At 74.2% G+C, this 25128-nt stretch carries 26 protein-coding genes; 14 read left to right on the top strand and 12 right to left on the bottom strand.

Annotation, left to right across the window (positions count from 1 at the left end; translation table 11 throughout):
* Position 1: 1 nt before the first annotated feature.
* Positions 2-1075, top strand: coding sequence for an aspartate-semialdehyde dehydrogenase (locus DMP15_RS00855; RefSeq protein ID WP_062399569.1), 1074 nt, complete (start codon positions 2-4; stop codon positions 1073-1075).
* Between the two features lie 69 nt (positions 1076-1144).
* On the opposite strand, the gene DMP15_RS00850 is transcribed toward DMP15_RS00855, so the two are convergent.
* Together DMP15_RS00850 and DMP15_RS00845 are read right to left on the bottom strand one after the other, a co-directional pair.
* Positions 1145-2089, bottom strand: a complete 945-nt coding sequence (locus DMP15_RS00850; RefSeq protein ID WP_161152862.1) for an endonuclease/exonuclease/phosphatase family protein — start codon at positions 2087-2089, stop codon at positions 1145-1147.
* A gap of 357 nt (positions 2090-2446) precedes the next feature.
* On the bottom strand, positions 2447-3640 hold the full coding sequence (locus tag DMP15_RS00845; RefSeq protein WP_337825345.1) for an MFS transporter: 1194 nt from the start codon (positions 3638-3640) through the stop codon (positions 2447-2449).
* 187 nt (positions 3641-3827) lie between these two features.
* Here DMP15_RS00845 and DMP15_RS00840 point away from each other — a divergent pair, with 187 nt between their 5' ends.
* Entirely contained in the window at positions 3828-5285 is a 1458-nt protein-coding gene (locus DMP15_RS00840) for a catalase (RefSeq protein ID WP_073575767.1), read from the top strand.
* 68 nt (positions 5286-5353) lie between these two features.
* Positions 5354-5698 (top strand): arsenate reductase (glutaredoxin), encoded by a 345-nt coding sequence (gene arsC / locus DMP15_RS00835; protein WP_100879322.1) that lies wholly within the window; start codon positions 5354-5356, stop codon positions 5696-5698.
* Here arsC and DMP15_RS00830 read toward each other — a convergent pair.
* Entirely contained in the window at positions 5695-7533 is a 1839-nt protein-coding gene (locus tag DMP15_RS00830) for a prolyl oligopeptidase family serine peptidase (protein ID WP_337825344.1), read from the bottom strand. The genes arsC and DMP15_RS00830 overlap by 4 nt on opposite strands.
* 75 nt (positions 7534-7608) lie before the next feature.
* Here DMP15_RS00830 and DMP15_RS00825 point away from each other — a divergent pair, with 75 nt between their 5' ends.
* Positions 7609-8019, top strand: coding sequence for a hypothetical protein (locus tag DMP15_RS00825; RefSeq protein ID WP_073575771.1), 411 nt, complete (start codon positions 7609-7611; stop codon positions 8017-8019).
* A gap of 12 nt (positions 8020-8031) precedes the next feature.
* On the opposite strand, the gene DMP15_RS00820 is transcribed toward DMP15_RS00825, so the two are convergent.
* Positions 8032-8622: a TetR/AcrR family transcriptional regulator gene (locus DMP15_RS00820; protein ID WP_073575772.1), complete on the bottom strand. Its 591-nt coding sequence runs from the start codon at positions 8620-8622 to the stop codon at positions 8032-8034.
* 159 nt (positions 8623-8781) lie between these two features.
* Between DMP15_RS00820 and DMP15_RS00815 the strand changes: the two genes are divergently transcribed.
* The gene (locus DMP15_RS00815) at positions 8782-9948 is read left to right on the top strand and encodes an LLM class flavin-dependent oxidoreductase (RefSeq protein WP_073575774.1); all 1167 of its coding nucleotides are present in this window, start codon (positions 8782-8784) and stop codon (positions 9946-9948) included.
* 18 nt (positions 9949-9966) lie between these two features.
* On the opposite strand, the gene DMP15_RS00810 is transcribed toward DMP15_RS00815, so the two are convergent.
* Positions 9967-10398 (bottom strand): DUF1707 domain-containing protein, encoded by a 432-nt coding sequence (locus tag DMP15_RS00810; protein WP_073575775.1) that lies wholly within the window; start codon positions 10396-10398, stop codon positions 9967-9969.
* 48 nt (positions 10399-10446) lie between these two features.
* On the opposite strand from DMP15_RS00810, the gene DMP15_RS00805 reads away from it, so the two are divergent.
* Positions 10447-11052 carry a class I SAM-dependent methyltransferase gene (locus tag DMP15_RS00805; protein WP_073575777.1) on the top strand — a complete coding sequence of 202 codons (606 nt, stop codon included), beginning with the start codon at positions 10447-10449 and terminating at the stop codon, positions 11050-11052.
* On the opposite strand, the gene DMP15_RS00800 is transcribed toward DMP15_RS00805, so the two are convergent.
* Both DMP15_RS00800 and DMP15_RS00795 read right to left on the bottom strand, forming a co-directional pair.
* The gene (locus DMP15_RS00800) at positions 11004-11858 is read right to left on the bottom strand and encodes an excalibur calcium-binding domain-containing protein (protein WP_083658646.1); all 855 of its coding nucleotides are present in this window, start codon (positions 11856-11858) and stop codon (positions 11004-11006) included. The genes DMP15_RS00805 and DMP15_RS00800 overlap by 49 nt on opposite strands.
* Positions 11859-11962: 104 nt before the next feature.
* A complete protein-coding gene (locus DMP15_RS00795) occupies positions 11963-12901 on the bottom strand; it encodes an NADPH:quinone oxidoreductase family protein (protein WP_073575932.1) in 939 nt (312 codons plus the stop codon).
* Positions 12902-13088: 187 nt separating this feature from the next.
* Between DMP15_RS00795 and DMP15_RS00790 the strand changes: the two genes are divergently transcribed.
* From DMP15_RS00790 to DMP15_RS00755, 8 genes are all read left to right on the top strand, one after another.
* Positions 13089-13802 carry a TetR/AcrR family transcriptional regulator gene (locus DMP15_RS00790; RefSeq protein ID WP_161152206.1) on the top strand — a complete coding sequence of 238 codons (714 nt, stop codon included), beginning with the start codon at positions 13089-13091 and terminating at the stop codon, positions 13800-13802.
* Positions 13803-13942: 140 nt separating this feature from the next.
* Complete coding sequence (locus tag DMP15_RS00785; protein ID WP_139282816.1) at positions 13943-14137, top strand: hypothetical protein; 195 nt, start codon at positions 13943-13945, stop codon at positions 14135-14137.
* Positions 14138-14243: 106 nt separating this feature from the next.
* Positions 14244-15182 carry a DNA-binding protein WhiA gene (gene whiA, locus DMP15_RS00780; protein ID WP_073575780.1) on the top strand — a complete coding sequence of 313 codons (939 nt, stop codon included), beginning with the start codon at positions 14244-14246 and terminating at the stop codon, positions 15180-15182.
* Between the two features lie 99 nt (positions 15183-15281).
* A complete protein-coding gene (locus tag DMP15_RS00775) occupies positions 15282-16523 on the top strand; it encodes an ATP-grasp domain-containing protein (RefSeq protein WP_100879327.1) in 1242 nt (413 codons plus the stop codon).
* A gap of 49 nt (positions 16524-16572) precedes the next feature.
* A complete protein-coding gene (locus DMP15_RS00770) occupies positions 16573-18603 on the top strand; it encodes a hypothetical protein (protein ID WP_073575783.1) in 2031 nt (676 codons plus the stop codon).
* Between the two features lie 8 nt (positions 18604-18611).
* Complete coding sequence (gene mptB / locus DMP15_RS00765) at positions 18612-20000, top strand: polyprenol phosphomannose-dependent alpha 1,6 mannosyltransferase MptB (protein WP_073575784.1); 1389 nt, start codon at positions 18612-18614, stop codon at positions 19998-20000.
* A gap of 4 nt (positions 20001-20004) precedes the next feature.
* Complete coding sequence (gene lnt / locus DMP15_RS00760) at positions 20005-21489, top strand: apolipoprotein N-acyltransferase (protein ID WP_073575786.1); 1485 nt, start codon at positions 20005-20007, stop codon at positions 21487-21489.
* A complete protein-coding gene (locus DMP15_RS00755; RefSeq protein WP_073575788.1) occupies positions 21459-22262 on the top strand; it encodes a helix-turn-helix domain-containing protein in 804 nt (267 codons plus the stop codon). The genes lnt and DMP15_RS00755 overlap by 31 nt, the downstream gene beginning before the upstream one ends.
* Here the strand turns inward: DMP15_RS00755 and DMP15_RS00750 are convergent.
* From DMP15_RS00750 to DMP15_RS00730, 5 genes are all read right to left on the bottom strand, one after another.
* On the bottom strand, positions 22205-22570 hold the full coding sequence (locus DMP15_RS00750) for a DUF4345 family protein (protein ID WP_139282818.1): 366 nt from the start codon (positions 22568-22570) through the stop codon (positions 22205-22207). The two genes, DMP15_RS00755 and DMP15_RS00750, sit on opposite strands and share 58 nt — an antisense overlap.
* A gap of 120 nt (positions 22571-22690) precedes the next feature.
* Positions 22691-23269 (bottom strand): GNAT family N-acetyltransferase, encoded by a 579-nt coding sequence (locus DMP15_RS00745; protein WP_073575789.1) that lies wholly within the window; start codon positions 23267-23269, stop codon positions 22691-22693.
* Positions 23270-23278: 9 nt separating this feature from the next.
* Entirely contained in the window at positions 23279-24109 is an 831-nt protein-coding gene (locus tag DMP15_RS00740) for a phosphotransferase (protein WP_073575790.1), read from the bottom strand.
* Positions 24110-24212: 103 nt separating this feature from the next.
* On the bottom strand, positions 24213-24416 hold the full coding sequence (locus DMP15_RS00735) for a cold-shock protein (RefSeq protein WP_020627798.1): 204 nt from the start codon (positions 24414-24416) through the stop codon (positions 24213-24215).
* 349 nt (positions 24417-24765) lie between these two features.
* On the bottom strand, positions 24766-25098 hold the full coding sequence (locus tag DMP15_RS00730; protein WP_073575791.1) for a hypothetical protein: 333 nt from the start codon (positions 25096-25098) through the stop codon (positions 24766-24768).
* Between the last annotated feature and the right edge of the window lie 30 nt (positions 25099-25128).

Raw genomic sequence — 25128 nt, 5'->3', positions numbered from 1 at the left:
GATGGCCATGGACAAGCCCGTTCTCGCGCTGGTCGGCGCGACCGGTGCCGTCGGCACCACCATGATCGAGATCATCGACTCCCGCGAGTCGGTGCCGTGGGGCGAGATCCGCCTGATCGCCTCGGCCCGCAGCGCCGGCAAGGTGCTGACGGTCCGCGGCCAGGACATCACCGTCCTGGAGCTGAAGCCCGAGGTCTTCGACGGCGTCGACATCGCGATGTTCGACGTCCCCGACGAGGTCTCCGCCGAGTGGGCGCCGATCGCCGCCTCCCGCGGCGCGATCGCCGTCGACAACTCCGGCGCGTTCCGGATGGACCCCGAGGTCCCGCTCGTGGTGCCCGAGGTGAACCCGGAGAAGGTGACCGAGCGGCCCAAGGGCATCATCGCGAACCCGAACTGCACGACGCTGTCGATGATGGCGGCGATGGGTGCGCTGCACCGCGAGTTCGGGCTCGAGGCGCTGGTCGTGTCGTCGTACCAGGCCGCGTCGGGTGCCGGCCAGCCCGGCATCGACCAGCTGCAGGCCGAGCTGTCCGCGGTCGCCGGCAAGGACCTCGGCAAGGCCGCCGGCGACGTCGCGGCCGTCCTGACCGAGGCCGGCATCCCGGTCGGCGGCGACTCGCCGTTCCCGGCTCCGCTGGTGCTCAACGTCGTGCCGTGGGCCGGCTCCCTCAAGGACGACGGCTGGTCGTCGGAGGAGCTGAAGGTCCGCAACGAGTCCCGCAAGATCCTCGGGATCCCGGAGCTCAAGGTCTCCGCGACCTGCGTGCGCGTCCCGGTCGTCACCACGCACGCGCTGGCGATCCACGCGACCTTCTCCTCGGAGGTCTCGGTGGACGCCGCCCGCAAGGTTCTCGGCGCGCAGCCGACGATCGTCGTCAAGGACGACCCGGCCGCCGGCGAGTGGCCGACCCCGGCCGACGCCGTCGGTGGGGACCCGACCGTGGTGGGCCGGATCCGGCAGTCGCTGGACTTCCCGAACACCCTGGAGCTGTTCGTGTGCGGGGACAACCTGCGCAAGGGTGCCGCCCTGAACACCTACGAGGTGGCGGAGACGGTCGCCGCGGCCGGCTGACCGACCCCTCCGCACGTTCGACGGCCGCCGCCCCGGAGCCCGGAGCGGCGGCCGTCGTCGTGTGCGGGTCTAGGGCAGGCGCAGCGTCGCCACGATCGCGCGGTGGTCGGTGCCGGGCACCAACCGCGTCCCGAAGGACTCGGCGGCGATCCCGCCGTTGTAGACGATGTGGTCGATCTGCGGCCCCAGCCACGACGGCGCCCAGGTCGGCCAGGTTCCGGCCAGCCCGTTGCCGGTCTGCGAGCCCGCGTCGCCGCAGCCCTGGATCGCGTTGCGGAAGACCGAGTGGTCGAGGCTCGCGTTGAAGTCGCCGGCGACGATCGCCGGGCTCGTCGCGGAGCACCACTTCGCGACGGTCTCCAGGTCCGAGCGCCACTGCCCGACCGAGCGCGGGACCGGCGCGACGGAGTGGAACGCGACGAAGCGCAGGTTCCCCAGGCCGCCGCCGGTGATCTCGATGTAGTCGAAGCGGACGTCCTTGCCGATCCGGGTGCGGACGTCGCCGAGCCGGTCCGACCAGGCCACGGTGTTGCCGGTGACGTCGCGGTCCCAGCGGTCGACGCTGGACGCCGTCCGGTAGCCCAGCGGCTCCAGCAGCGGCGCGATCTCGCTCTCGTAGCGGCCGCCCGCCTCCGGGATCGAGACGACGTCGGGGTTCTCCGCGGCGACGAGCGCGGCGAGGGAGTCGGCGTCGGCGTTGCCCTCGTAGACGTTGAGCGCCAGCACCTTCAGCGGGGTGCCGCCGGTGGGCGCGGGGTCGGCCACGGTGCGCGGGAGCACCATCGCCGCGCCGACCAGCGCGACCAGCGCGAGGACGACCGGCACCGGCCAGAACCGGCGGGCGGCCAGGGTGATCAGCAGGCCGATCACCACCAGCACGCCGAGCGCGGCGACCATCAGCGGCCGGAAGGCGATGACCTGCGCGAACGGGGAGTGGGCGTCGAGACCGACGAGGTCGGGCAGCGTCGCGAGCGCGGCGGCGGCACCGAGGAACAGCGCGAACCCCCAGCGCACCCGACCTCCCCGACGACGGGGCCGCCCACTCGGGATGGGCTGGGTCTCGGAGTCGGGGTGGGGCGGTGCGCTCACTCGATCCAGTCTGCCCGAGGGGCCCACGCGCCCGCCGCATCCGGACGGTGCGCTGCGCCGATCGTCTGTGGACTCTCTCAGTGTCCGACTTGCGCGACCGCTCGTCGACCGTTCGCACGTCGAGGTGCAGCTCAGGGCCCCGGCGGAGCGATTCGGACGACCCTGAGGTGCATCTCGGCGGCAGCAGGATCGCCGAGATGCAGCCCAGCGGGCCTGGAAGATCCACAATTCCCGCTGAGGTGCATCTCGGTGACTCCGCCGCCCGTGTGCAGCCCCGGCCGGTCAGGTGCGGACGCGCAGCAGCGGCGCCGCCACCCCGGCGGCGACGACCGCGATCGACCCGCAGGCCAGCATCGCCACGCCGGGGGAGGCGGTGTCGACCAGTACCCCCGCCAGCGGGGTCGCGATGGCGATGCCGAGCGTCGTCGCGGAGCCCTGCAGGCCGGTGACCAGGCCACGCACCCGGTCCGGGGCGAGGTCGCCGATCGCGGCACTGCCCGCCGCGAGCGTCGACGCGGTCGCCAGACCCGCGGGGAGCAGCAGGAACAGCAGGCTCCACCACGACCAGGCCAGCGCCGCCGGGAGCGTCGCCAGCCCGAGCGCGGCGAGCAGCAGCGGCAGCGGGAGGCCGCGGCGCGCGCTGCCGTAGAGGAACCCGCCGACCAGCGACGCCAGGCACCACACGGCGTTGACCAGCGCGATCGCCCACGCCTGCCCGGAGGAGGTGAGGGCGGCGATGAACGCGAACTCGGTGCCCATGATCGCGATCACTGCGGCGGTCACCGCCAGCAGCGCGCCGACCAGCGGCCGGGTCAGCCAGCTGCGCAGCGGAGGGCGGGGGCCGGTGCGGGCGGCCCCGTCGCCGTCGGCGCGGACCGGTGGGTCGAGCCGCCACAGCGCGATCCCGGCCAGGACGAACCCGGCGCCGATCACGCGCATCGTCGTCGCCGAGCCCAGCCACACCGTCAGCAGCGACCCGACGGCGGGCCCGGTCATGTAGGAGATCTCGACGGTCATCGAGTCCAGCGCGAAGGCGGGGCGGCGTCGTCCGGCCGGGACGGCGGCCGCGATGACCTGCCGGACCAGCGAGAACACCGGGAGGGTCAGGATGCCGGCGACGAAGGCGGCGCCGAGCAGACCGGCGTAGCCCAGCAGCGGCGCCACCGACCAGAACAGCAGGCCCGCGGTCATCGTCAGCGCCAGGACCGGCCGCAGCCCGTGCCGGTCGACCATCGTGCCGAGCAGCGGGGCGCCGATCGCCATCCCGGTCGGGACCGCGGCGGCGACCAGCCCGGCGGCGCCGAAGCCGTGGCCGAGCGTGGTGACGGTGTGCAGGGTCAGGGTGACGCCGACGGCCGTCGCGGGGATGCGGGCGGCCATGCCGATCGCGGTGATCGCACCGACCCCGGGCAGGCGCAGCACGTCGGCGAACGCACCCGGGCCGGCGCGGGGTGCGGTGGCGGCGGTGTCGGGCACGACCCCATCCTGACCCGCGCCCGTCGTCGTCGCGCACCGGTTTCGGGTTTCGGCCGGGACCCCACGGGAAGTCCCTGGGGACCGAACACCGCCGACCGCGACGCGGCCGCGCAGCCGCGGGAGCGTCCCGGTCGACCCGGCGGGGCACCGCCCGCCCCACCCACCACGCGTACGAGGAGGCTCGGCCGTGACCACGTCGCACCAGCCCAAGCCCACCACCACGGACTCCGGCAGCCCGGTCGCCAGCGACGAGCACTCGCTGACGATCGGCCCCGACGGCCCGCTCCTGCTCAACGACCACTACCTCATCGAGCAGATGGCGAACTTCAACCGGGAGCGCATCCCGGAGCGTCAGCCGCACGCGAAGGGCGGTGGGGCGTTCGCGCGGTTCGAGACCACCGAGGACGTCTCGCAGTACACCAAGGCCGCGTTCCTCCAGCCGGGCGTCGAGTCCCGTGGCGTGATCCGGTTCTCGACCGTCGCCGGTGAGCGCGGCAGCCCCGACACCTGGCGCGACCCGCGCGGCTTCTCGCTGAAGCTGTGGACGACCGAGGGCAACTGGGACATGGTCGGCAACAACACGCCGGTCTTCTTCGTCCGCGACCCCATGAAGTTCCAGCACTTCATCCGCAGCCAGAAGCGGCGCGTCGCGAACAACCTGCGCGACCACGACATGCAGTGGGACTTCTGGACGCTGTCGCCGGAGTCGGCGCACCAGGTCACCTGGCTCATGGGCGACCGGGGCATCCCGAAGACCTGGCGGCAGATGAACGGCTACTCCAGCCACACCTACAGCTGGATCAACGAGGCCGGCGAGATGGTCTGGGTGAAGTACCACTTCAAGTCCGACCAGGGCGTGGAGTGCCTGACCCAGGACGAGGCCGACACCCTCGCCGGCTCGGACCCCGACTACCACCAGGCCGACCTCTACAACGAGATCGAGGCGGGCAACCACCCGTCCTGGACGCTGTACGTGCAGGTCATGCCGTTCGCCGACGCCAAGACCTACCGGTACAACCCGTTCGACCTGACCAAGGTGTGGCCGCACAGCGACTACCCGCTGATCAAGGTCGGGAAGCTGACGCTGGACCGGAACGTCGAGGACTACCACGCCGAGATGGAGCAGGCCGCGTTCGAGCCGAACAACCTGGTGCCCGGCACCGGGCTGTCGCCGGACAAGATGCTGCTCGCCCGCGGGTTCTCCTACGCCGACGCCCACCGCGCCCGGCTCGGGGTCAACTACAAGCAGATCCCGGTCAACGCGCCCCGCAGCGAGGTGAACAACTACCAGAAGGACGGCGCCATGCGGATCACGAACACCCGTGACCCGATCTACGCGCCCAACTCCTACGGCGGCCCGGCGGCCGACCCGAAGCGCGTCTCCGAGGCCCTCTGGTACGCCGACGGTGAGATGGTCCGCAGCGCGTACTCCCTGCGCGAGTCCGACGACGACTGGGGCCAGGCCGGGATCATGGTCCGCGAGGTCTTCGACGACGCCGCCCGCGAGCGCTTCGTCGGCAACGTCGCCGGGCACCTGCTCGACGGCGTGACCGAGCCCGTGCTGCAGCGCGCCTTCGAGTACTGGCGCAACGTCGACAAGAACATCGGCGACCGGATCGAGCAGGCCGTCCGCAACGGCGGCTGACCGCTCCGCGCACCGACCGACGGCCCCGGGGACACCCCCGGGGCCGTCGTGCGTCCTAGGCTCGGGGTGTGGAGATCTGGCACAACCCGCGCTGCTCGAAGAGCCGCGCCGCCCTCGCGCTGCTGACCGACCGCGGCGTCGAACCGACGGTGCGGCGCTACCTCGACGACCCGCCGACCCGCGCCGAGCTGGAGCGGGCCCTGGCCGCGCTCGGCACCGAGGACCCACTCGCGATCACCCGCACCGGCGAGCCCGCGTTCCGCGGGCAGGGCCTCGCCGGCGCCGACCGGGACACCCTGCTCGACGCGCTGGCCGCCGAGCCGAAGCTCATCGAGCGGCCCGTGGTGATCGACGGCGACCGGGCCGTCGTCGGCCGGCCGCCGGAGAACGTGCTGGGTCTGCTCGGCGATTAGCCCAGAGCCCGCCGCACGAAGTCGACCTCGGTCGCGATCAGGTCCAGCTGGTCGGACACCACCAGCGAGCCGTGCCCGGCGTCGAACCGGCTGACCTCGTAGGTCACGTCCCCGCGTCCGGCCAGCGCGTCCAGGTAGTTGTCGATCTGCCGGATCGGGCAGCGCGGGTCGTTCTCCCCGGCCAGCACCAGGACCGGCACGCGGACCTCGTCGACGTAGGTCAGTGGCGAGGCCTCCCGGTAGAGGTCGGGCAGCTCGTCGGGGGAGCCGCCGAACAGCGCACGGTCGAACGCGCGAAGCTGCTCCATCTCGTCGGCATAGGCGGCGGCGTAGTCGGCCACCGGCACCCCGGCGACGGCCGCGGCCCACCGCTGCGGCTGTGTCCCGGCGGCGAGCAGCGACAGGTACCCGCCCCAGGACCAGCCGTCGACGGCGCAGCGGGCCGGGTCGACGGTGCCGTCGGCGACCAGCGCGTCCTGGACGGCGGCGACGTCCTCCAGCTCGGTCAGCCCCGGCCTGCCCTCGATCGCGTCCCGCCAGGCCGAGCCGTAGCCGGTGGAACCGCGGTAGTTCACCTCGACGACGGTGAACCCCGCCTCCACCCAGGTGGCGCGGCCGGCGTCGAAACGGTCCTCGTCGGCGGCATGCGGACCGCCGTGCAGCACGAACACCGCGGGCGCCGGACGGCCGTCGACGCGCGGCGCCTCGGCGACCAGGCTGTGCACCTGCCCGGCCGGGACCCCGGTCCACACGTCGCGGACGGCGACCGAACCGGGCGGGCGCTCCCCGGGCGGGGCGACCAGCACCTCGTCGGTGCCGTCCGGGCGCAGTGCCCGGATCTGCGACGGGGTGGCCGCCGACGACGCGGAGTACTCGACGGTGCCGTCGTCGCGGACCTCGGCGGACCCGACGCAGCCGGGCGCGGTGGGCAGCTTGGTCAGCTCGCCGGATGCCAGGACGTAGCGGAACAGCCGGGTGCGGGCGGCGTGGGTGTGCGCGATAAGCAGCGCGGAGGCGTCCGGGACGAACCCGCCGACCAGCTCGCCGGGCAGGTCGACCGCGAGCTCGGTGACCTCACCGGTGGTCGGATCCCAGACCAGCAGCTCGTCACGGCCGCGGCGCTCGTGGCCGACGAGCAGCCGCTGGTCGCCCGCGACGGGGGAGAACTCCAGCGCGGCGAGGCCGCGGCCGGGCCCGTCGTGCAGCTCGGCGACGGTGTCCCCGGTGGCGACGTCGAGCACCCGCAGCGACGGGTGCCGCGAGTCGCCGTGTTCGGAGTGCGAGATCGCCAGCAGCGTCTCGTCCTCCGACAGCGCGCCGACGCCCGCGTCCTCGGTGTGCCGGTAGATCTCCCGGGCGTCGGTGCCGGAGCCGCGCTCGTGCACCGCCAGGACCGTGCCGTCGTCGGTGGACACCCCGATCGCGGTGACCCGGCGGCCGATCTCCAGGCCCGCCGGGTAGCCGTCGCCGGCGCCGGGGACGGCGGGCACGGTGTCGGTGCCCGCCGTGGAGGACCACGGCTGGGCGACCCAGTGGCCGAACTCGTCGCCGTCGGTGTCGGCGAACCACCAGACGTGCCCGCCGTCCGGCGGCAGCACGGCCGAGGTGGTGCCGTTGCGCCGGTCGGTGACCTGGCGGTGCTCCCCGGAGTCGCGGTCCCAGGCGTGGATCTCGAAGGTCCCGGTCGCGTTGGACACGTAGACCGAGCGGGCCGGTGCGTCGCGGGCCCAGCCGGGGCGCGACATGCGCACCGCGGTGAACCGGGACCGCCAGCGCTGCTCGCGCTCGTCGTCGAAGAGCGTCGGGGGAACGGGTGCGCTGGGGTGCGGGCTCACGCCCCGATCGTGCCGAACGCCACGAACGGGTGCACCGGGCGGGGTCGTCGGACGCGCATCCGGCAGCATGGAGGCATGCGGAGACCGGCCCGGCTGCTGCTCGCCGGGGTGCTCGTCCTCTTCCCGGCCGCCGCGGGCTGCGGTGCGGCCGGATCGACCGCCGGCACCGTCGTGAGTGGTCCGACGGTCACCGCCAGGGCCGACTCGCAGGGCCTCACCGCGGTCCGGTTCGACCACTCCGCGACGCATCCGGAGCCCGCCGTCCCGACGGTGCGGGTGCGCCGCGGGACGACGGTGGTGCTCACCGTCGGCAGCGACGTCGCGCGCCGGGTGCTGGTCCCGGAGCAGGGCCGTGCCCTCGACGTCAGCGCCGGGGGCACGGTCACCCTGCGCTTCCTCGCGCTGGGGACGTTCACCGTGCGGGTGGCCGAGCCCGGTGCGGTCCGCGGCGGGACGATCATCGGCCGGGTCGAGCCCTGGCACTGACCCGCCGGGGGATCAGGCGAAGGCGTCGGCCCGGTCGGCGATGGCGCGCAGCCCCTCGGCGATGTCCACACCGGACGGCGCGGTGCCGGGGTCGAGCATCCACTGGACCATGAGCCCGGTGAGCAGCGCCTGGTAGACGGAGCCGAGGACGTGCACGCGGCGGTCCGCGGCGGCCGGGTCGTCGGGCAGCGTGTGGAAGGTCAGGGCCAGGCCCTCACGGACCTCCCGCTGGGCCTCGGCGAGCTTCGCGCGCAGCTCCGGCAGCCGCTCGGCCTGGGCGAGCGCCTCGACGTGGGTGGCCCACAGGCGTCGCTGGGTGGAGAACAGGCCGACCACCCGGCTCCAGGTCTCCTCGACCCGGCGCTGCGGGTCGGTGGTCCCTCCCGCGGGCTCGGCGAGCGCCCGGTCGAGCTCCTCGCCCCAGGCCGTCGTCGCCCGCAGCAGGGCCTCGGTGAGCAGGGCGTCCTTGGAACCGAAGTGGTAGCCGATGGAGGCCAGGTTCGTCCCCGACGCGGCCACCACGTCCCGTGCGGTCGTGCGGCCGAACCCCTTCTCGTAGAGGCACTGCGCGGCCCCGTCCAGAAGCTCCTCGCGGTGTCCCATGATCGCGGAACCTATCGGGTCGTCACGGACGTCCGTACACCGGCCGTTCACCCGGTCTGCCACTGTCGTGCAACGCTTGCGTGACGCCGGTCACGACGGGTAAGGACTGTCGTGGCGGTGCCCCCGACGGAGCGGGCGCCGGAGCGACGAGGAGTCACCGTGAGCAGACTGCGATTCGGCACCTTCCTGGCCCCGTTCCACCAGCCCGGGCAGAACCCCACCCTTGCGCTGCAGCGCGACCTGGAGCTCGTCGAACACCTGGACCGGCTCGGCTTCGACGAGGCGTGGATCGGCGAGCACCACTCCGCGGGCTCGGAGATCATCGCCTCGCCCGAGATCTTCATCGCCGCGGCGGCGGAGCGGACCCGGAACATCAAGCTCGGGACCGGCGTCACCTCCATCAGCTACCACAACCCGCTGTGGGTGGCCGACCGCATGGTGATGCTCGACCACCTCACCCGCGGCCGCACGATGCTCGGCTGCGGGCCCGGTTCGCTGCCCACCGACTCGTCGATGATCGGCCTGAACCCCACCGACACCCGTGAGCTGCTCGAGGTGAACCTCGACATCATCATGCGGCTGCTGCGCGGCGAGGTCGTGAACGCCGAGACCAGGACCCACACGCTGATCGACGCCCAGCTGCAGCTCGCGCCCTACAGCGACCCGTGCTTCGACATCGCGGTCGCCGCCGTCGCGTCCCCGACCGGGCCGCGGATGGCGGGGCAGCACGGCGTCGGTCTGCTGTCCATCGGCGCCACCCTCACCCAGGACGGCTTCGACGCGCTGGCCCACCACTGGAGCGTCGTCGAGGAGCGCGCCGCCCACCACGGGCAGCCCGCGCCCGACCGCAGCACGTGGCGCCTGGTCGGCCTCATGCACGTCGCCGAGACCCGTGAACAGGCCTACCGCGAGGTCGAGTACGGCATCGAGCACTGGTTCCGCTACTTCCAGAAGGTCGCGGCGTTCCCGCAGATGGCGGTCGCGGGCGGCGACGTCAAGGAGATGATCGACTTCATCAACGACGCCGGGATCGGCGCGATCGGCACCGTCGAGGACGCGAAGGCGCAGGTGCAGAAGCTCGTCGACCAGTCCGGCGGGTTCGGCGCCTTCCTACTGCTCGGCCACGAGTGGGCCAACCCGGTCGCGACCAAGCGCTCCTACGAGCTCATCGCCCAGCACGTCATGCCCGAGTTCCAGGGGCAGGCCGCGGGCACGCTGGCGGCCAGGGACCGGGCCAGCTCGACCCGGGAGAAGCACGCGCAGACCCAGCTCGACGCCGTCGACACCATGACCAAGCGCTACGAGCAGGAGAAGGCGGGCGGCTGACGGGTCCCGGCGCGGCGGCTACCGGCCGCCGCGCCGCGGGCGCCCCGCGCCCGCCACCCACAACGTCAGCAGCACCGCCCCGGTCGGCGCGGAGAAGACCAGGAACCACCACGGGCTCAGGTCGGTCAGCAATGCCAGCACCGAGGTCCCGGCGGCGGCCGCGGCGGTGATGCACAGCCAGATGACCGTCAGGACCCGCATCGCGACGCCCCCGGCCGTCGCGGAGAACACCAGGCCGTCGCGCCGGGACGGGGCCGAGGAGGCGGGCAGGTCCAGGGTCACCCGGCCCAGGTCGCCGCGGGTGCGCATCCGCCAGACCTCGGTCACGCGCTCGTCGTACTCGGCGAGGTCGAGGTAGCCCTCGGCGTGGGCGGCGCGCAGCCGGTCGGCGACGGCCTGGCGTTCGGCGTCGGAGATACGGATCTGCTCGGGTCCCACCACCTCGTCCACCTCCTCGATGATGCCTGTCGGTGCCCGGTCCGTGCCAGGATGACCGCTGTGGCGGCGAGGGCGGTCCCGGCGCGGGCGCGGTTCGCGGCCGGCGTCGTCGGCGCGCGTCCGGGCACCCGGGTGCTGGAGGTGGGCTGCGGGCCGGGTGCCGTGGCGTCGCTGGTCTGCCCCCGTCTCGACCGGGTCGCGGGCGGCGCGATGTGGGCGGTGGACCGCTCGGCCGTCGCCGTCGCGCGGACCACCGAACGCTGCGCGGCCGCCGTCGACGACGGCGTGCTCACCGTGCTCCGGTCGGACCTGGCCGGGCTGCGGCTCGCGGCGGGCTCGGTGGACGTCGCGTTCACGCTGAACGTCAACCTGTTCTGGACCCGCGACCCCGGGCCCGAGCTGGCGGTGCTGCGCGGGGTGCTCGCGCCGGGCGGGGTGCTGCACGTGCTCTACGAGGGCACCCCACCCGCGGCCGTTGCGTCGGGGCTCCGCCGCAACGGCTGGGACCCGGTTCCGGTGTCCGGCGACGGCGGGGCCGGGGTGACGGCCCGGCCGACCCGAGACGCGACGGTGCCCGGCGGGGCGGTCCCGCCGGGCACCGGGTCACGTGGGTCGGCTCACTCGCACGCGACGCCGTCGCCGTCGCGGTCGAGGCCCGAGCGGTAGCCCGGGTCGCCGCTGCTCAGCGGGGCAGCTCCGGCGGCGCGGGCCGCGGCGCAGTTCGTGTAGTAGGCCGAGCCGCCGCCGGACGAGCCGGAGGACGACGAGCCGGAGGAGACCAGGGGCTGCGGCGCGGCCGGGACGTAGGGCCGGTCGACGTCGGTGTCGGCGACCAGCGGCGCGGCCTGCGGGGCGGACTCGGTGACCGGGGCGCTCTGCGGCACCACGACCGGAGCGGGCGGGACCGGCGGGGCGGCGGCCTCGCCGATCGTGATCGGGTCACCGGCGGAGGCGAGCGCCGCGGGGCCGGGCAGCTGGGTGGTGACGGTCCCGGCGGCGACCCCGGCGACCGAGCCGGTCGACGGGCCGAGGACGACCTGGGTGAATCCGGCGGCACGGAGCGTGTCCCGCGCCTGCACGTCGGTCATCCCGACGACGTTGGGCACCGTCAGCAGCACCGGTGCCGCCGGGGCGGCGGGAGCGGCCGGGGCCGCCGCGAGCGGACGCACCGGAGCGGTGGCCGCGCCCACGATCCCGAGGACGGTCATGAGCACACAGAGCGCGGTGGCCGTCCAGCCGAGCACGATGCCGACCGTCGAGCGGCCCGGCGTCGACGCCCCGCCGGCCCGGAAACGGGCGCGGCCGGCGTGCGACAGCAGCGCGGCGGGCACCGTGACCAGCAGGCCGAGCACCGGCACGAACCCGACCACCATCCCCAGCACCGAGAGCCAGAAGCCGGCAGTGGCGGGGGTGTTCCCGCGGGTCGCCGGGACCGGCTCGGCGACGGTCGTCCAGGGCTGGGTGGCGGTCATGACTGGTCCCCTCGTGGTGGCCCGACCGGAGCTGCTCCCGCTCCGACGAACGGCCTATCGAGGGGCGTGACGCGGCCATTACCGCCCGTCATCAGGGTTGATGACTAGGGAGTGAGCACGAGCTTCCCGACCGCGGAGCGCTCGGCGTACGCGCGGGTCGCGGTCGCCGCGTCGGCCAGCGGCAGGGCCCGCGGGCGGGCCGGGTGCAGCTCCCCGGCACCGATCCGGCGCAGCACGTCCTCGGCCAGGTCCCGCGACGCGGCGGGGTCGGTGCGCGACCAGTCGCCCCAGTCGACGCCGACGACGGTCCGGTTCCGCAGCAGCACGACGTTCGCGGGCAGCTTCGGGATCGCGCCGGAGGTGAAGCCCAGCACACAGAACCGGCCGCCGGCGCCCAGCGCCCGCAGCGCGGCCTCCGCGGCGTCGCCGCCGACCGGGTCGATCACGACGTCCGCGCCACCGCCGGTGTGCTCGCGGATCGTGTCCTTGAGGGCGTCGTAGCCGACGGCGGCCTCGGCCCCGGCGGCGAGCGCGGCCGCGCGCTTGTCCGGTGTGGACGCGAGGGCGAGCACCCGCGCCCCGGCGGCGCGGGCGTGGTCGACCGCGGCCTGCCCGATCCCCCCGCTCGCCCCGAGCACGACGACCCACTCGCCCGGGCGGACGGTGACCCGGTCCCGGAAGGCGAAGGCGATCGTCCCGTGGCTCTCCATCGAGCTGGCCGCGACGCCCGCGTCGACCCCGTCGGGCACCGGGACCAGGCGCTCCTCCGGGACGACGACGTGGCTGGCGAACCCGCCGAAGCTCGTGAGCAGGGCGGCGACCCGCCTGCCGTCCGGGGTCGTCCCGGCGACCGCGGTGCCGGGTGTGAACGGCAGCGGCGGTCGTAGCTGGTAGCCGCCGCGGGCGATCAGCCCGTCGACGAAGCTGACCGCGGCGGCCTCGACGGCGACGAGCACCTCGCCCGGTCCCGGCTCCGGGTCCGGCTCCTCCACCAGCTCGAACCGCTCCGGATCGGCGAACTCCCGGCAGAGCACCCGTCGCACCACGCCTCCTCGCGTCGCCCACTGCGTCCGTGGGCGAGCCTCGCACGGGGGTGCCCGGCGGTGATCGTCGGTGTGGCCGCGGTCATGGCGGGGCGGCGGGCGCGGCCCCGGAAGCCTTCGTGATCCACTGTCGCCCGGGGCCCGGCCTTCCTCCCGCCGGGTCCGCCGAGGGAGGAGCATGGTGGGCGTGTCGTCCGACCGCACGGAACCCGGGGCCGCGGACGACCTCCGGTCCGACGGCCGCAGTACGCGCTGGGACGCGCACCGCGCGCGCCGTCGGGAACAGGTGGTCGACGCCGCACTGGTCGTGCTGGGCCGCGATGGGCAGGACTTCGGCCTGGACCAGGTGGCGCACGAGGCGGGCGTGACCAAGCCGGTGATCTACCGGCACTTCGGCGACCGGGCCGCGCTGCTCGACGCGATGGCGGAGCGCGCGACCGACCGTCTGATGGAACGGCTCATGCCCGCCCTCTACCGGGAGTGCGCGGCCTGGAAGCGGATCTACGACTCGGTCGACGCGGTCATGGGCTTCCTCGACGACTCACCGGGCGTCGACCTGCTGTTCCGCCGCCGCCTGCCCGGGCAGCGGGGGGAGGTGGTCGACGCCGGCCGGGAGTTCATCGCCTCCGCGCTGACCGGGCTGCTCGGGTCCTACGCCGAGGTGCTCGGCCTCGACGATCCCGAGCTGGTCCGGGTGTGGTCGCAGTCGCTGGTCGGCGCGGTCCAGGGGACCGCGGAGTGGTGGCTGCGGGGCCGGGCGACCGGGAACGCCCCCGGGCGCGACATCGTCACCACCCACCTGACGGACCTGATCTGGACCCAGATCGAGGGGGTGGGGCGACAGCGGGGGTTGACTCTGAGTCGCGAATCACTACTCCCTGTGAGAGTCATGCCGAAATAGGCGTTACTCAGCGTATAGGGTACCGTCGCGAGCCGGCCGCCCCGGCAGGTCCCGGACCCTCGTGGCGACCGCCGGATGTATCTGCGCACGGGCCCCGTCGCCGGGGAACTCCGGGCGCGCAGTCGTGCGGAGGGGGAGCCATGTCCGAGGGGGCTAACGGCGGGGGCCGGCCCGGTCCTGTGCCGGTCGACGATCTGGCGCCGGGCGGTCCGCGGGCGAAGGCCCAGGGCTGCCTGTGCTCGGTACTGGCGAACGCGGCGTTCCGGGCCGGGGCCGAGAGCAGGCCCTGTATCGACCCGCGCTGCCCGATGCACGCCGACCCGTCCGAGGACTGATCCCACCACGGTGGGGCGCCCCGGCGCTCCGCCCTTCCGGGCAGGGCGGGGTTCACCTCGGGGGATGTGTCCCCGCCCTGCCGCCTCCCATCCGCAGGAGACGATCGTGTTCGACCTGGAGCGCGTGACCGCAGAGCTGCACCGTGAACTCGGCGTGGTCCGCGAGGAACGCCCCGGTGTCCGGCATGCCGGGCTCGTCACCCAGCTGCGTCTGGCGGGGGAGGTCGGCGTCCGCGACGGCAGGACGACGATCCACGCCGAGTTCGACGCCCCGGCCCCCGCGCTGCGGATGCGCTCCGAGCTCGGGGCGCTGCACGGTCGCGGCGGGCTGCGGGCCGAGGTCGTGACCGGCGGCGGGGCGATCCTGCGCTACCAGGTGCGGGTCACGGCGCCGGGGACCGACCTGGCCCGGGCGACGGGTCTGGTCGACCGGACCGGACGGCCGGTGCTCGGCCTGCCACCCGCCGTCGTCGCGGCGGGGCCCGCCGTCGCCGCCGGGGTGTGGCGCGGGGCGCTGATCGCGCGGGGCCGGGTCGTGCGGCCGGCCGGGCGGGTCCGCCTGGTGGTCACCTGCCCGGGTCCGGCCGTCGTGCTCGCACTGGTCGGAGCGGCCCGCGGGCTCGGGGTGCTCGCCGCGCCGCAGGAGACGGTGAGCGAGCACCGCGTCGTCGTGCGGGACCCGGAGAGCGCCGAAGCGCTGCTGCGCAGTGTCGGCGCGCCGGGCGTGGCCGAGGTGCTGAGCCGGGTCCCGGTCGCCCCGCGGGGCGCGACCACCGCGGACGGGTCGCTGCAGACGGTGAACGCCCGCCGGGCGGCGACGGCCGCCGCCGCGACGACCGAGCGGGTCCGGGCGGCGCTGCGCGCGCTCGGCGACGACGTCGCCCCTCACCTGCGGGAGACCGCGCTGCTGCGTCTGGAGCACCCGTCGCTGTCGCTGGCGGAGCTCGGCCGTCTCGCCGACCCGCCGCTGACGAAGGACACGGTCGCCGGGCGGCTGCGCAGGCTGGTCCGGCTCTCCGGTGTCGCCGGACCCGACGACGACTGAGTCCCGCCGCCACGATCCGCCGCTGCGGCGTACTCAGGGTACGGTGTGGACTCAAGCATTTGCCGCCTTAATTCGTCGACATCGGGAGGTTGCTTTTCCATGCCTCGGTCCGACTCAGCCGCCAAGAATCCAGAAAAGGGATACGTCGCACTTCTCGGGTGGAGTCTCAATGCGGTGGAGGCGATCGACCGCTTCGACCGCCGGTACGTCGTCGTGGCCCCGGACTGGGCCGAGGAGTACTGCAAGGAACACGAGATCCCGTACGTCCCGTGGAACTTTGAGCGGCTGAACGACCGATCGATGGAGATTGCGGAGACCTTGCAGGAGATGGGCGTCGACGTCGCCATCCCACTGTTCGAGGAAACCGTGGAATGGGCCGGCGCGATCAATTCCGTGCTGCTCGACAACCCGCGGCTGTTCGGGCAGGCGATGCTGCTCCGGGACAAGGCGCTGATGAAGCGTCGCGCACAGCTCGGCGGGATCCGGGTGGGCATCTTCGAGGAGGCCCACGACCGCGACGACATCGTCCGTTTCCTCAAGCGCGTCAACCAGACCCTGCTGAAGCTCGACGGTGACCCGAACGACCCGATCCACATCAAGGCGTTCGACAAGGCGGGCTGCCTCGGGCACCGCGTGGTGCGCACCTACGAGGACATCGACAACATCCCGGACGAGGAGTTCCCGCTCCTGATGGAGTCCCATCTCGACGGGTGGGAGTTCGCCGTCGAGGCGTGGGTGCACAACGGGAAGATCAAGTTCCTCAACATCTCCGAGTACGTCACCCTCGGCTACTCGGTGTTCGTGCCGGCGACTCCGGAGCTGGAGAAGTACCGGCCCGCGATCACCGCGCAGATCGAGAAGCTGATCAAGACCTTCGACATCGAGTTCGGCTTCGTACACCCGGAGTACTTCGTCACCTCCGACGGCGAGATGTACTTCGGCGAGGTGGCCTACCGCCCGCCGGGCTTCAAGGTCTTCGAGCTGCTCGAGCGTTCCTACGGCTTCAACGCCTACCAGGGCATGGTGCTGGCCTTCGACCCGAAGACCACCGAGGAGGAGATCGACGCCTTCTTCCCGAAGGAGGTCGAGGGTGCCTCCGGCGTGGCCGGCTGCTTCGGCGTCTACCCGCGCCGCCGCGTCGTCAGCAGCCTGCAGATCCCCGAGGAGACCGAGGACGACGACTACTACGAGTCGCACGACCTCACGTCGCCGGTCGAGGAGACCGTGACGAAGAGGACCGCGTTCGGCACGCACTGGGGTCTGCTCTACTTCTTCGGGGACGACCCCTACCGGATGCGCGATCTGTTGAAGAAGCAGGAAGAACTCGATTTCTACGTCTGAGGGCGGGTACCCCCGCCCCTGGCCGTGGAGCCCGAACGAGGGAAGCCGTGTGAAACCGACCGTCGACGTCGCGAGTGGGACCTCGGTGCTGGACAGGCGCCTGGTCTCGCTCGACGACGCCACCCGGGACCTGGCCCGGACCCCGGACTTCGGCAAGACGACGAAGATCCGCAGGGTTCTGGAGCAGCTCCGCCGCGTCCTGCTGCAGGACGGAGGGCCCGCCGCCGTGCAGGCCCGCGCCCGTGAGCTGGAGGACGCCGGCGTGTTCGCGGGCACCGACTGGGCGCAGCCGGACATCCTGGTTCCGACCTTCGTCGGGGCCGGGCTGCACAGCGGCGTCGCCGACACGGTGGTGATGGAGGCGACCAGCGAGCTGCGGATGCTCGCGGTCGCCCTGGGGGAGTACGACCACCCCGCGATCTCTGCCGACGAGGCCCGTCAGTTCCTGTCCCAGGTGCTGGCGATGAACCTCGAGCTGCTGTTCACCCCGCCGACCGAGGCGGAGCGGGTCCACGAGGGCCGGACGGCCCAGATGATCCGCGACCTGTTCCGCCACATCGCCGAGGGCATCGGCTACGACAGCGTCCTGGACAAGCTGGTGGACGAGATCTGGCGGATCCTGCGCCAGCGCCCGATCCAGGTCGACCAGGTGTCGTCGCTGATCACCCGGCTGTCGGTGTGGCGCGGCGACCCGAGCGTCGACCTGTCCTCCGGGCAGGGACTCGACCGGCTGATCACCGCGCTGTTCGGGACCACCGAGGCGAGCCGCGAGGACCCGGGCATCGACGTCTTCCGCTCCCGACTGGAGGCGATGGACACCGGAGGCCTGCAGTACGAGGCCGCCGGGTTCGCCCGGGCCATGCACGACACCGGGCTCGTGTCGCCGTACCACGCGGAGCTGCTGCAGTTCCTGCGCCACGAGAGCGACTACCTGCTCGCCGAGGCGCTCGGCCTGTCCGACACCGGCAAGAACTGCCTGCTGCGCTTCCGGGACCTGGTGCACCGGCTGATCGAGGAGGCCGTCACCCCGCACACCGCGCAGTGCATCTACGGCCTGGCACTGCTGCTCGACCGCGGCATCCTCTACGAACCGCCGGTCGTGCCCGGGCTCTGGCGCCAGATCGCGCTGGAGATCGGCCCGGCCGCGCGGGAGCGCCTGGTCGCCGCGTTCGGCGAGGAGCCCGCACCCGAGGTGCGGCTGCTGGCCGGTGTGCTGTCGATGCTGGGCCAGCCGCTCGGCGTCGGGCAGGGCGACAACCCGACCTGCCAGTCCGCGCGCGCCCTGTCCATGTGGGCCTACAACGACCCGGACTACCTGCTGCAGATGGTCGTCTGGGCGGCCCGCGACGACGAGATCGTCATGCACTTCGAGGGGCAGCGGATCTCGTCGCAGGAGAGCGGAGCCGGGGTCGCGGAGAAGCTGCCGATCGACCTCGACCCGGTGTCGCTGGTCGTCGTCCCGCACCTGGACCGGATCTACGCCGAGATGGGCCGCCGCTGCTCCGACCGGCCCGGGGACCCGCACCGCTGGGTCAACCCCGAGTTCCACGGCTGGTGGGCGGCCCGCGGGTTCCACATCAACGTCGACGTCGGGACCGGCAACCTGACCGACCTCGACGCGTTCCTGCGTCAGTTCCACGCCGGGTACCACCCCGGGTACAACGGCGGCCAGCCGCTGATCCACCCGCAGCCCGCCGGGATCGCGGTCACCGACAGCGCCGCCCGCTACGTCGGCTGGCACGCCATCGCCATCCTGCGGGTCGCGCCGGACCCGAACGACGTGATGCGGGTGTACTTCTACAACCCGAACAACGACAGCGGGCAGGACTGGGGCGACGGCGTCGTCGTCTCGACGGCGGGCAACGGGGAACGCTTCGGCGAGGCGTCGCTGCCGTTCGATCAGTTCGCGTCGCGGCTCTACATCTTCCACGGCGACCCGCTGGAGCACGGGGAGCCCGAGCGCGTGCCCGCGGAGGACATCGCCACGATCGTCGGCTACATCGAACGCAGCTGGGGCGCCGACCGGCTCCCCGCCGGCGCACTCCAGGCCTCCGACGGCCCGGCGGCCCCGACCGCCTGACCCCGGCCGTGGGGGAGCGACGCCGCCCGGTCGCGGCACCGACCGCGCTCGGCGCAGCCGGGGCGGTGCTGCTGACCGGCGGCGCCTGGGCGGTGGTGCTCCGCCCCGGGTCGACGGTGGCGCTCGGCGCCGCGGTGGCCGGGACGGGGCTGGTCGTCGTGGCCTGGGTGCTGCTGGTGCGCGCTCCGGTGCTCCCGGTGCAGGCGGTGCGGGCGCTGCTCGCCTGGGCCACGCCACTGCTCGTCGCACCGCCGCTGTTCTCCCGCGACGTGTACAGCTACCTCGCCCAGGGGATGGTCGCGCTCGGCGGCGCCGACCCGCACCGGACCGGTCCGGCGGCCGGGCTGCCCGCCGGGTCGCCGGTCCTCGCGCGGGTCGACGGCTACTGGAGGGAGACGCCGTCGCCGTACGGGCCGGTGACCGACCTGTGGCAGAAGGCGGTCGCCGCCGTCGCCGGGGACGGGGTGGTCGCCGGGGTGGCGGCATACCGGCTGCTCGCCGTCGTCGCGGTGGTGGGGATCGGGTGGGCGGTGCTGCGCCTGGCCCGTGCCCACGGGATCCCACCGGGGACGGCGCTGGCGTGGGGGGTCGCGAACCCGCTGGTGCTCTGGCACGTCGTCGGCGGGATGCACAACGACGGCCCGATGCTCGCGCTGCTGCTCGTGGGTCTCGCCGTCGGTCTGCGCGGGCCGTGGGCGGCGCTCGCCGCGGGCGCCGTGCTCGTCGTGCTGGGGGCGTTGGTGAAGGCCCCCGCAGCGGTCGGGCTCGTGGTCCTGGCGGTCGCCGCGGCCCGGTCCGCGCCCGGCCGTACCCGCGGGTGGGGGGCGGTTGTACTGGTCGCGGGGGTGGCCGCGGCGGTCGCGGTAGCGGTGTCGGCCGTCGACGCCGGCGGGGGGAGCTGGCTCGGCGCGGTCTCCGCGCCCGGGCAGCTGTTCAGCTGGATGGCGCCCACCAACTGGGCCGCGGCGGTCGCGGGCGTGCTCGGCGCCGACCCGGCCACGGCACTGACGGCGACGCGGACCGCCGGGACGGTGCTCGCCGCGCTCCTCGCCGCCGGGGTGCTCGTCGCGCAGGCCCGCGGCCGGACCGGTGCGACGACGGCGCTCGGCCTGCTGCTCGGCGCCGTCGTCGTGCTCGGGCCGGTGCTGCACCCGTGGTACCTGCTGTGGGCCCTGACCCCGCTGGCCTGCGTGCCGCTCCCGCGGCGGCCACGGGCGGCGCTGACGGGCGTCGTGGCGCTGTTCGCGGTGCTGGTGCCGCCGCTCGCGGGGGACTTCTCCGGGCGGCCGATGCAGCTCGTCGCCGCCTACGCGGGCGGGCTGCTCGTCGTCGCGGTGGTGGGGGCGGTGACCGCCGGGACCCGCGCGCGGGCCCGCGCCGCGGCCGGATCATGCTGACCGTGTGGTGAAGGCACTCGCGCTGCGGATCGCAGCGGTCGTCGTCGGCGGGGTGCTGCTGCACCTGGCGTTCCCGCCGCGCACCGTGTGGTGGACCGCGATCGTGGCGTTCGCGCTGCTCTGGTGGGCCCTGTCCGGGGTCCGGGTGCGCCGCGCCGCGCTGCTCGGTGCGGTGTTCGGGTTCGCCTTCTACCTGACGCACCTGATGTGGATCCAGGACTTCCTCGGCCGCGACTACGGCCCGTTCCCGTGGGTGGGGCTGTCGCTGGTGATGGCGGGGTTCCCGGCGCTCGGCGGTGCGCTCGTCGCCCTCGCCGCCCGGCTGCCCGCCGCGCCGGTGTGGGGTGCGCTCGCCTTCGCCGCGCAGGAGTGGCTGCAGAGCCGGTTCCCGCTCAACGGCTTCCCCTGGGGCCGGGTCGCGTTCGGGCAGGTCGAGGGGCCGTTCCTACCGCTCGCCGCGATCGGTGGGGCCCCGCTGGTGTCGGTCGCGGTGGTCGCGGCCGGGTTCTGCGTGGCGGCGTTCCTGCAGCGTCCCCGCCGGGTCGTCGGCCTCGTCCCGGTCGTGGCGGTCGTGCTCGTGCTGCTCGCGGTGCCGACCCCGCCCGTCGACGCGCAGGACGGCACCCGCACCGTCGCGGTCGTGCAGGGCAACGCCCCCGACATCGGGCTCGGCCTGTTCGACGCCGGTCGGACCCTGCGCGCGAACAGCCTCGCCGAGACCTCCGTGCTGATCGACCGCGTCCGGTCCGGCGCGGTCCCGCGGCCCGACCTCGTCGTGTGGCCGGAGAGCTCGCTGTCGACCGACGGCGTCGACCCGGCGGTCGACCGGGTCGTCGACGCGCTCGGCGTGCCGTTCCTGGTCGGCACCAACTACAGGGCGGGCGCGACCGACACCGAGAACGCGGTGGCCGTCTGGAACCCGGGGACCGGGGTGGGGGAGCGCTACGCCAAGCAGGAGCTCGTGCCGTTCGGCGAGCGCATCCCGCTGCGGGCGGTCACGCAGTACCTGACCCCGTTCGTCGCGCTGGCCGACTTCACCCCCGGTACGGCGCCCGCGGTGCTGCCCGTCGCGGGCACCCGGATGGCGACGGCGATCTGCTACGAGACCGCCTACGACCACGTGCTGCGCGACGGCGTCGCCGACGGCGGTTCGCTGCTGGTCATCCCGACGAACAACGCCTGGTACGGGCGGGGCGAGATGACCTGGCAGCACCTCGCGATGTCGCGGCTGCGGGCCGTCGAGCACGGGCGGGCTGCGGTCGTCGCGGCGCTGTCCGGGGCGAGTGCGGTGATCCGGCCCGACGGCTCCGTCGTCGCCGAGACCGGGCTGTACACCGCGGACACCCTGGTCGAACAGGTGCCGCTGCGCACCGACCTGACGTTCGCGACCCGCTGGGGGGCGTGGTTCGAGCACGGTCTGGCGCTCGCCGGGCTGCTCGCGGCGGCCGCCGGATTCGGGTGGCGACGCCGGCGGGCGGGCGTCCGGTGACCGTGGCGGCGGGCCCGGCACGGCTGTGGGTGGGGCCCTGCTGGGCCGTCCACCTGGGGCCGATGCTCGGACTCGACGCACACCGGGGTGCGGTGGCGTGCCTCGCGGTCGGTGTCGACGACGACCTGACCGTGCGCGTCGACGGCGCGCCGGACCGCACGGCGCGGACCCTGCTGGTCCCGGCCGGACTGCGCCACCGCATCACCGGCGGCGCGCACCGGGCGGCCTTCGTGTTCCTCGAGCCCGGTCGCGGGCCCGCCGGGATCGTGACCGGGCACCCGGCCGAGCCCGACCTCGTCGCCTGCGCGGTCGACGGCGACGGGCCGGGGCTGCGGCGGATCCTGGTCGACAGCGGTACGGCGCCGGACGCCCGCGCCGAGCCCGACGCCCGCATCGCGCGGGCGATCGAGGCCCTGCACCGGCCCGGCGGCCCGGACCTGCCGACCGGTGACCTCGCGGCGGCGGCCGGGCTGTCGCCTGGCCACTTCGCGCGCCTGTTCACCCGGCAGACGGGGGCAGGCCTGCGGGCCTACCGCAGGTGGGCGCGGATGCAGATCGTCGCGGGCGTCGTGCGCGACGGCGGGGACCTCACCCGGGCCGCGGCCGACGCCGGTTTCGCGACGCCGTCGCACCTCGGGCTGGCGTTCCGCCGGATGTTCGGCCTGCCGCCCGGACGGCTCTTCCGGTCGGGGCTCGACATCCGGGTCGTGCCCGGTCAGGTCGCGGCGACGACGACCAGCGCACCGGCCGCGACCGCCTCGACCAGGCCGTAGAACCAGATCGGGTAGAACGCGGTGGGCCGGTCGACCATCCGGGACAGCACGCGCCCGACGGCCATCCCGCCGAGCGCGAAGGCGACGGTCAGCACCACGCCGATGCGGAGCCCGGGGACGGCCAGGGCCAGTCCGAGCACGGCCGCGATCGCCAGGCCGAACCCGCCGTAGACGGCGCGCACCTCCGACCTGCTCTCCGGGCCGTCGGCCACCAGCCCGAACGGCCGGACCAGCGCGGCCGGCGCGGCCAGCGCGTACCCGCCCATGAGCAGGAAGAAGATGCCGACCACGACGATGACCACGATCATCGCTCCTCCGTCTCGGTGCGACCCCGCGGCGACCGGAGGCTCGTCAGGACGTGGGCGAGCCTGCCGGGAACGGAAGCGGTCCGCCGTCACGGATCTGCGCGATCCCGGGGCGGTGCCGGGTCAGCCGGTCAGCGCGCGGCGCATGACCACCCGCGGGAACCCGCCGGACACCCCGGTGGTCGCCGCGGCGAACGTGAACCCGCCCGCCTCGAACAACGCGCGGGTGCCGACGTAGGCCATCGTCAGGTCGACCCGGGCGCCCCGGTTGTCCACCGGGTAGCCCTCGACGGCCGGCGCCCCCTGCTCCCGGGCGTACGCGACGGCTCCGGCGAGCAGGGCACGCGCGACGCCACGGCCCCGGTGCCCGGCGCGGACCCGGAAGCACCACACCGACCAGACCGGGAGGTCGTCGACGTGCGGGATGGTGCGGGAGCGGGCGAACGGCAGCTCGGAGCGTGGCGCGACGGCGGCCCAGCCGACCGGCTCGCCGTCGTCGTGGGCGACGACGCCGGGTGCGACCGCGCGGGTCGTCAGCTCCCGCACGTACTCGCCCCGGGCCCGGCCGGTCAGGGCGCGGTGCGTCGCCGCGGGCAGGCGGTGCGAGAGACACCAGCAGACCGACGCGTCGGGGTCGCGCTTCGGGCCCAGCAGGGTCGCGAGGTCGTCGAACGAGGTGGCCGGACCGACGACGAGGGGCACCGGCGCAGGCTAGTCGGGGAACGCCTCGGCGAGCATCCGGTGTCCGTGGGCCTCGAACGGCTCGTCGCCGACCTTCAGGGCCCAGGTCGCGGTGCCGACGGCCTCGGCTATCCACTCCCGGCGCCACGGGCCGGGCTCGCGCGGGTCGCCGCCGTAGCCGTCGTGGTGGGCGGTCTCCAGCGCCGGGTCCCACCGGAACTGGCGGGCGGCGAGACGCACCAGGTCGGTGGGCGCCGGGCGCAGCGCCGCACGGCCCAGGTCGATCACGGCGACGACCCCGTCGTGCACCAGCCAGTTGCGGGGGTGCCAGTCGCCGTGGGTGGGGACGAGCCGGGCCGCCGGTGTCGACCAGCCGGCCACCTCCGCCCGGAGCCGCGCGAGCAGCCCGGGGGCGATGCGGTGCGGACGCCCGAGCCTGGCCAGCACGGTGTCGCGCAGCCGGGCGCCGTACCCCTCGTCGACGACGGCGGGCCGGTCGTGCAGCAGCGCCAGCAGCTCCCCGGCGCCGCGGTAGGTCGACGGCTCGTGCTCGGCGGGCGTGTCCTGCACCAGGGCCCCGGGCAGGTAGCGGGTGACCAGCAGCTTCGCGTCGGCGTCGGCGTGGCGCAGCTCCGGCGCGCGGCCGCGGGCGACGAGCGGGGCCAGCCACTCGCGGTGGGCGCGCAGCTCACGGGCGATGTGGGTGTCGGCGTCGTCGCCGGCCTTCACGATGAGGTCGGCACCGGCGTGGCGGATCTGCAGCACGGTGGTCCCGACCAGACCCCAGCCGTGGTCGGCGACGACCTCGTGTCCGGGTAACCGGTCCGCCAGCAGCGCGGTCTGGCGGGCGGACAGCGGCACTCCGCCACGCTAGCGGCCCGGAGACGCCGATGGCGGCATCCCGCGTGGGGATGCCGCCATCGGACGGAGGAACAGTGCCCGGCCGCACGGCCGGGCGGGGGTGTCAGCGGGGGGACACCGAGGAGGCCTGCGGGCCCTTGGCGCCCTGGGTGACCTCGTAGGACACGGCCTGGTTCTCCTGGAGCTCCTTGAAGCCCGAGCCCTCGATGGCCGAGTAGTGGACGAACACGTCGGCGCCGCCGTCCTCGGGGGCGATGAAGCCGAAGCCCTTCTCGGCGTTGAACCACTTCACGGTTCCGTTGGTCATGGTGACTCCTTGTCATGCAGCTTTCGGACGGAACAACCACGTCGTGCGGCTGCCCGGGTCAGAGGAATTCCCAGACGGCAGCCAGCTTCAGCTACACCAAAGACAGCGGATCCGCCCGCATCATCATTCTGCGAGCGCGCTTGAGACACGAAACTCAGAACTACGGTGACCGAGGAGGACGCTACCGCAGGGCCCGGTGTCGGCCAAACAGCCGTCCGCCCTGAGACGCTCCCGCGGCCGTTCCGGAGGGTCGCGACCTGCTGATCGTCATGCTCGGCGTGACTCTGATCACTGGATGGGCGTCGCCCCGGCACGGTCGGTGCCGGGGCGACGACCCGTCGGGGTGTGGTCAGGCGTCGGCGGCGGCCCGCTGGCGCACCGCGATGGGTGCCCCGGCGAGGTCCTCCTCGTTGCACATCAGCTTGAGCTCGTAGTACGCCGCCTCGGACGCCTCGTTGTAGTCGAGGTGGATGGCGATCACGTCGACCGGCTCGCCCAGCCAGGACTGGGTCTCCCGCAGCCACTGCGCGGCGCGCTCCAGTGCGGTCGGGAGGTCGTTGTCGCGGAACTGGACCGGGCGGAACGGTACGTCCTGGATCCCGTCGAGCTGGTGCGCCGGGCGGGGGAGGCCACCGGCCAGTCCCGCGTCGTCGAGATCGAGCGCTACCGGGTTCTCACTCATCCCGTCAGGATCGCGCATCACACCCCGTCG

Origin of the sequence: Pseudonocardia sp. UM4_GMWB1 (assembly GCF_017312155.1) — a bacterium.
Lineage (GTDB): Bacteria > Actinomycetota > Actinomycetes > Mycobacteriales > Pseudonocardiaceae > Pseudonocardia > Pseudonocardia alni.
The sequence above is the reverse complement of the archived record's forward strand: the minus strand, read 5'-3'. Positions and strand labels throughout refer to the sequence as shown.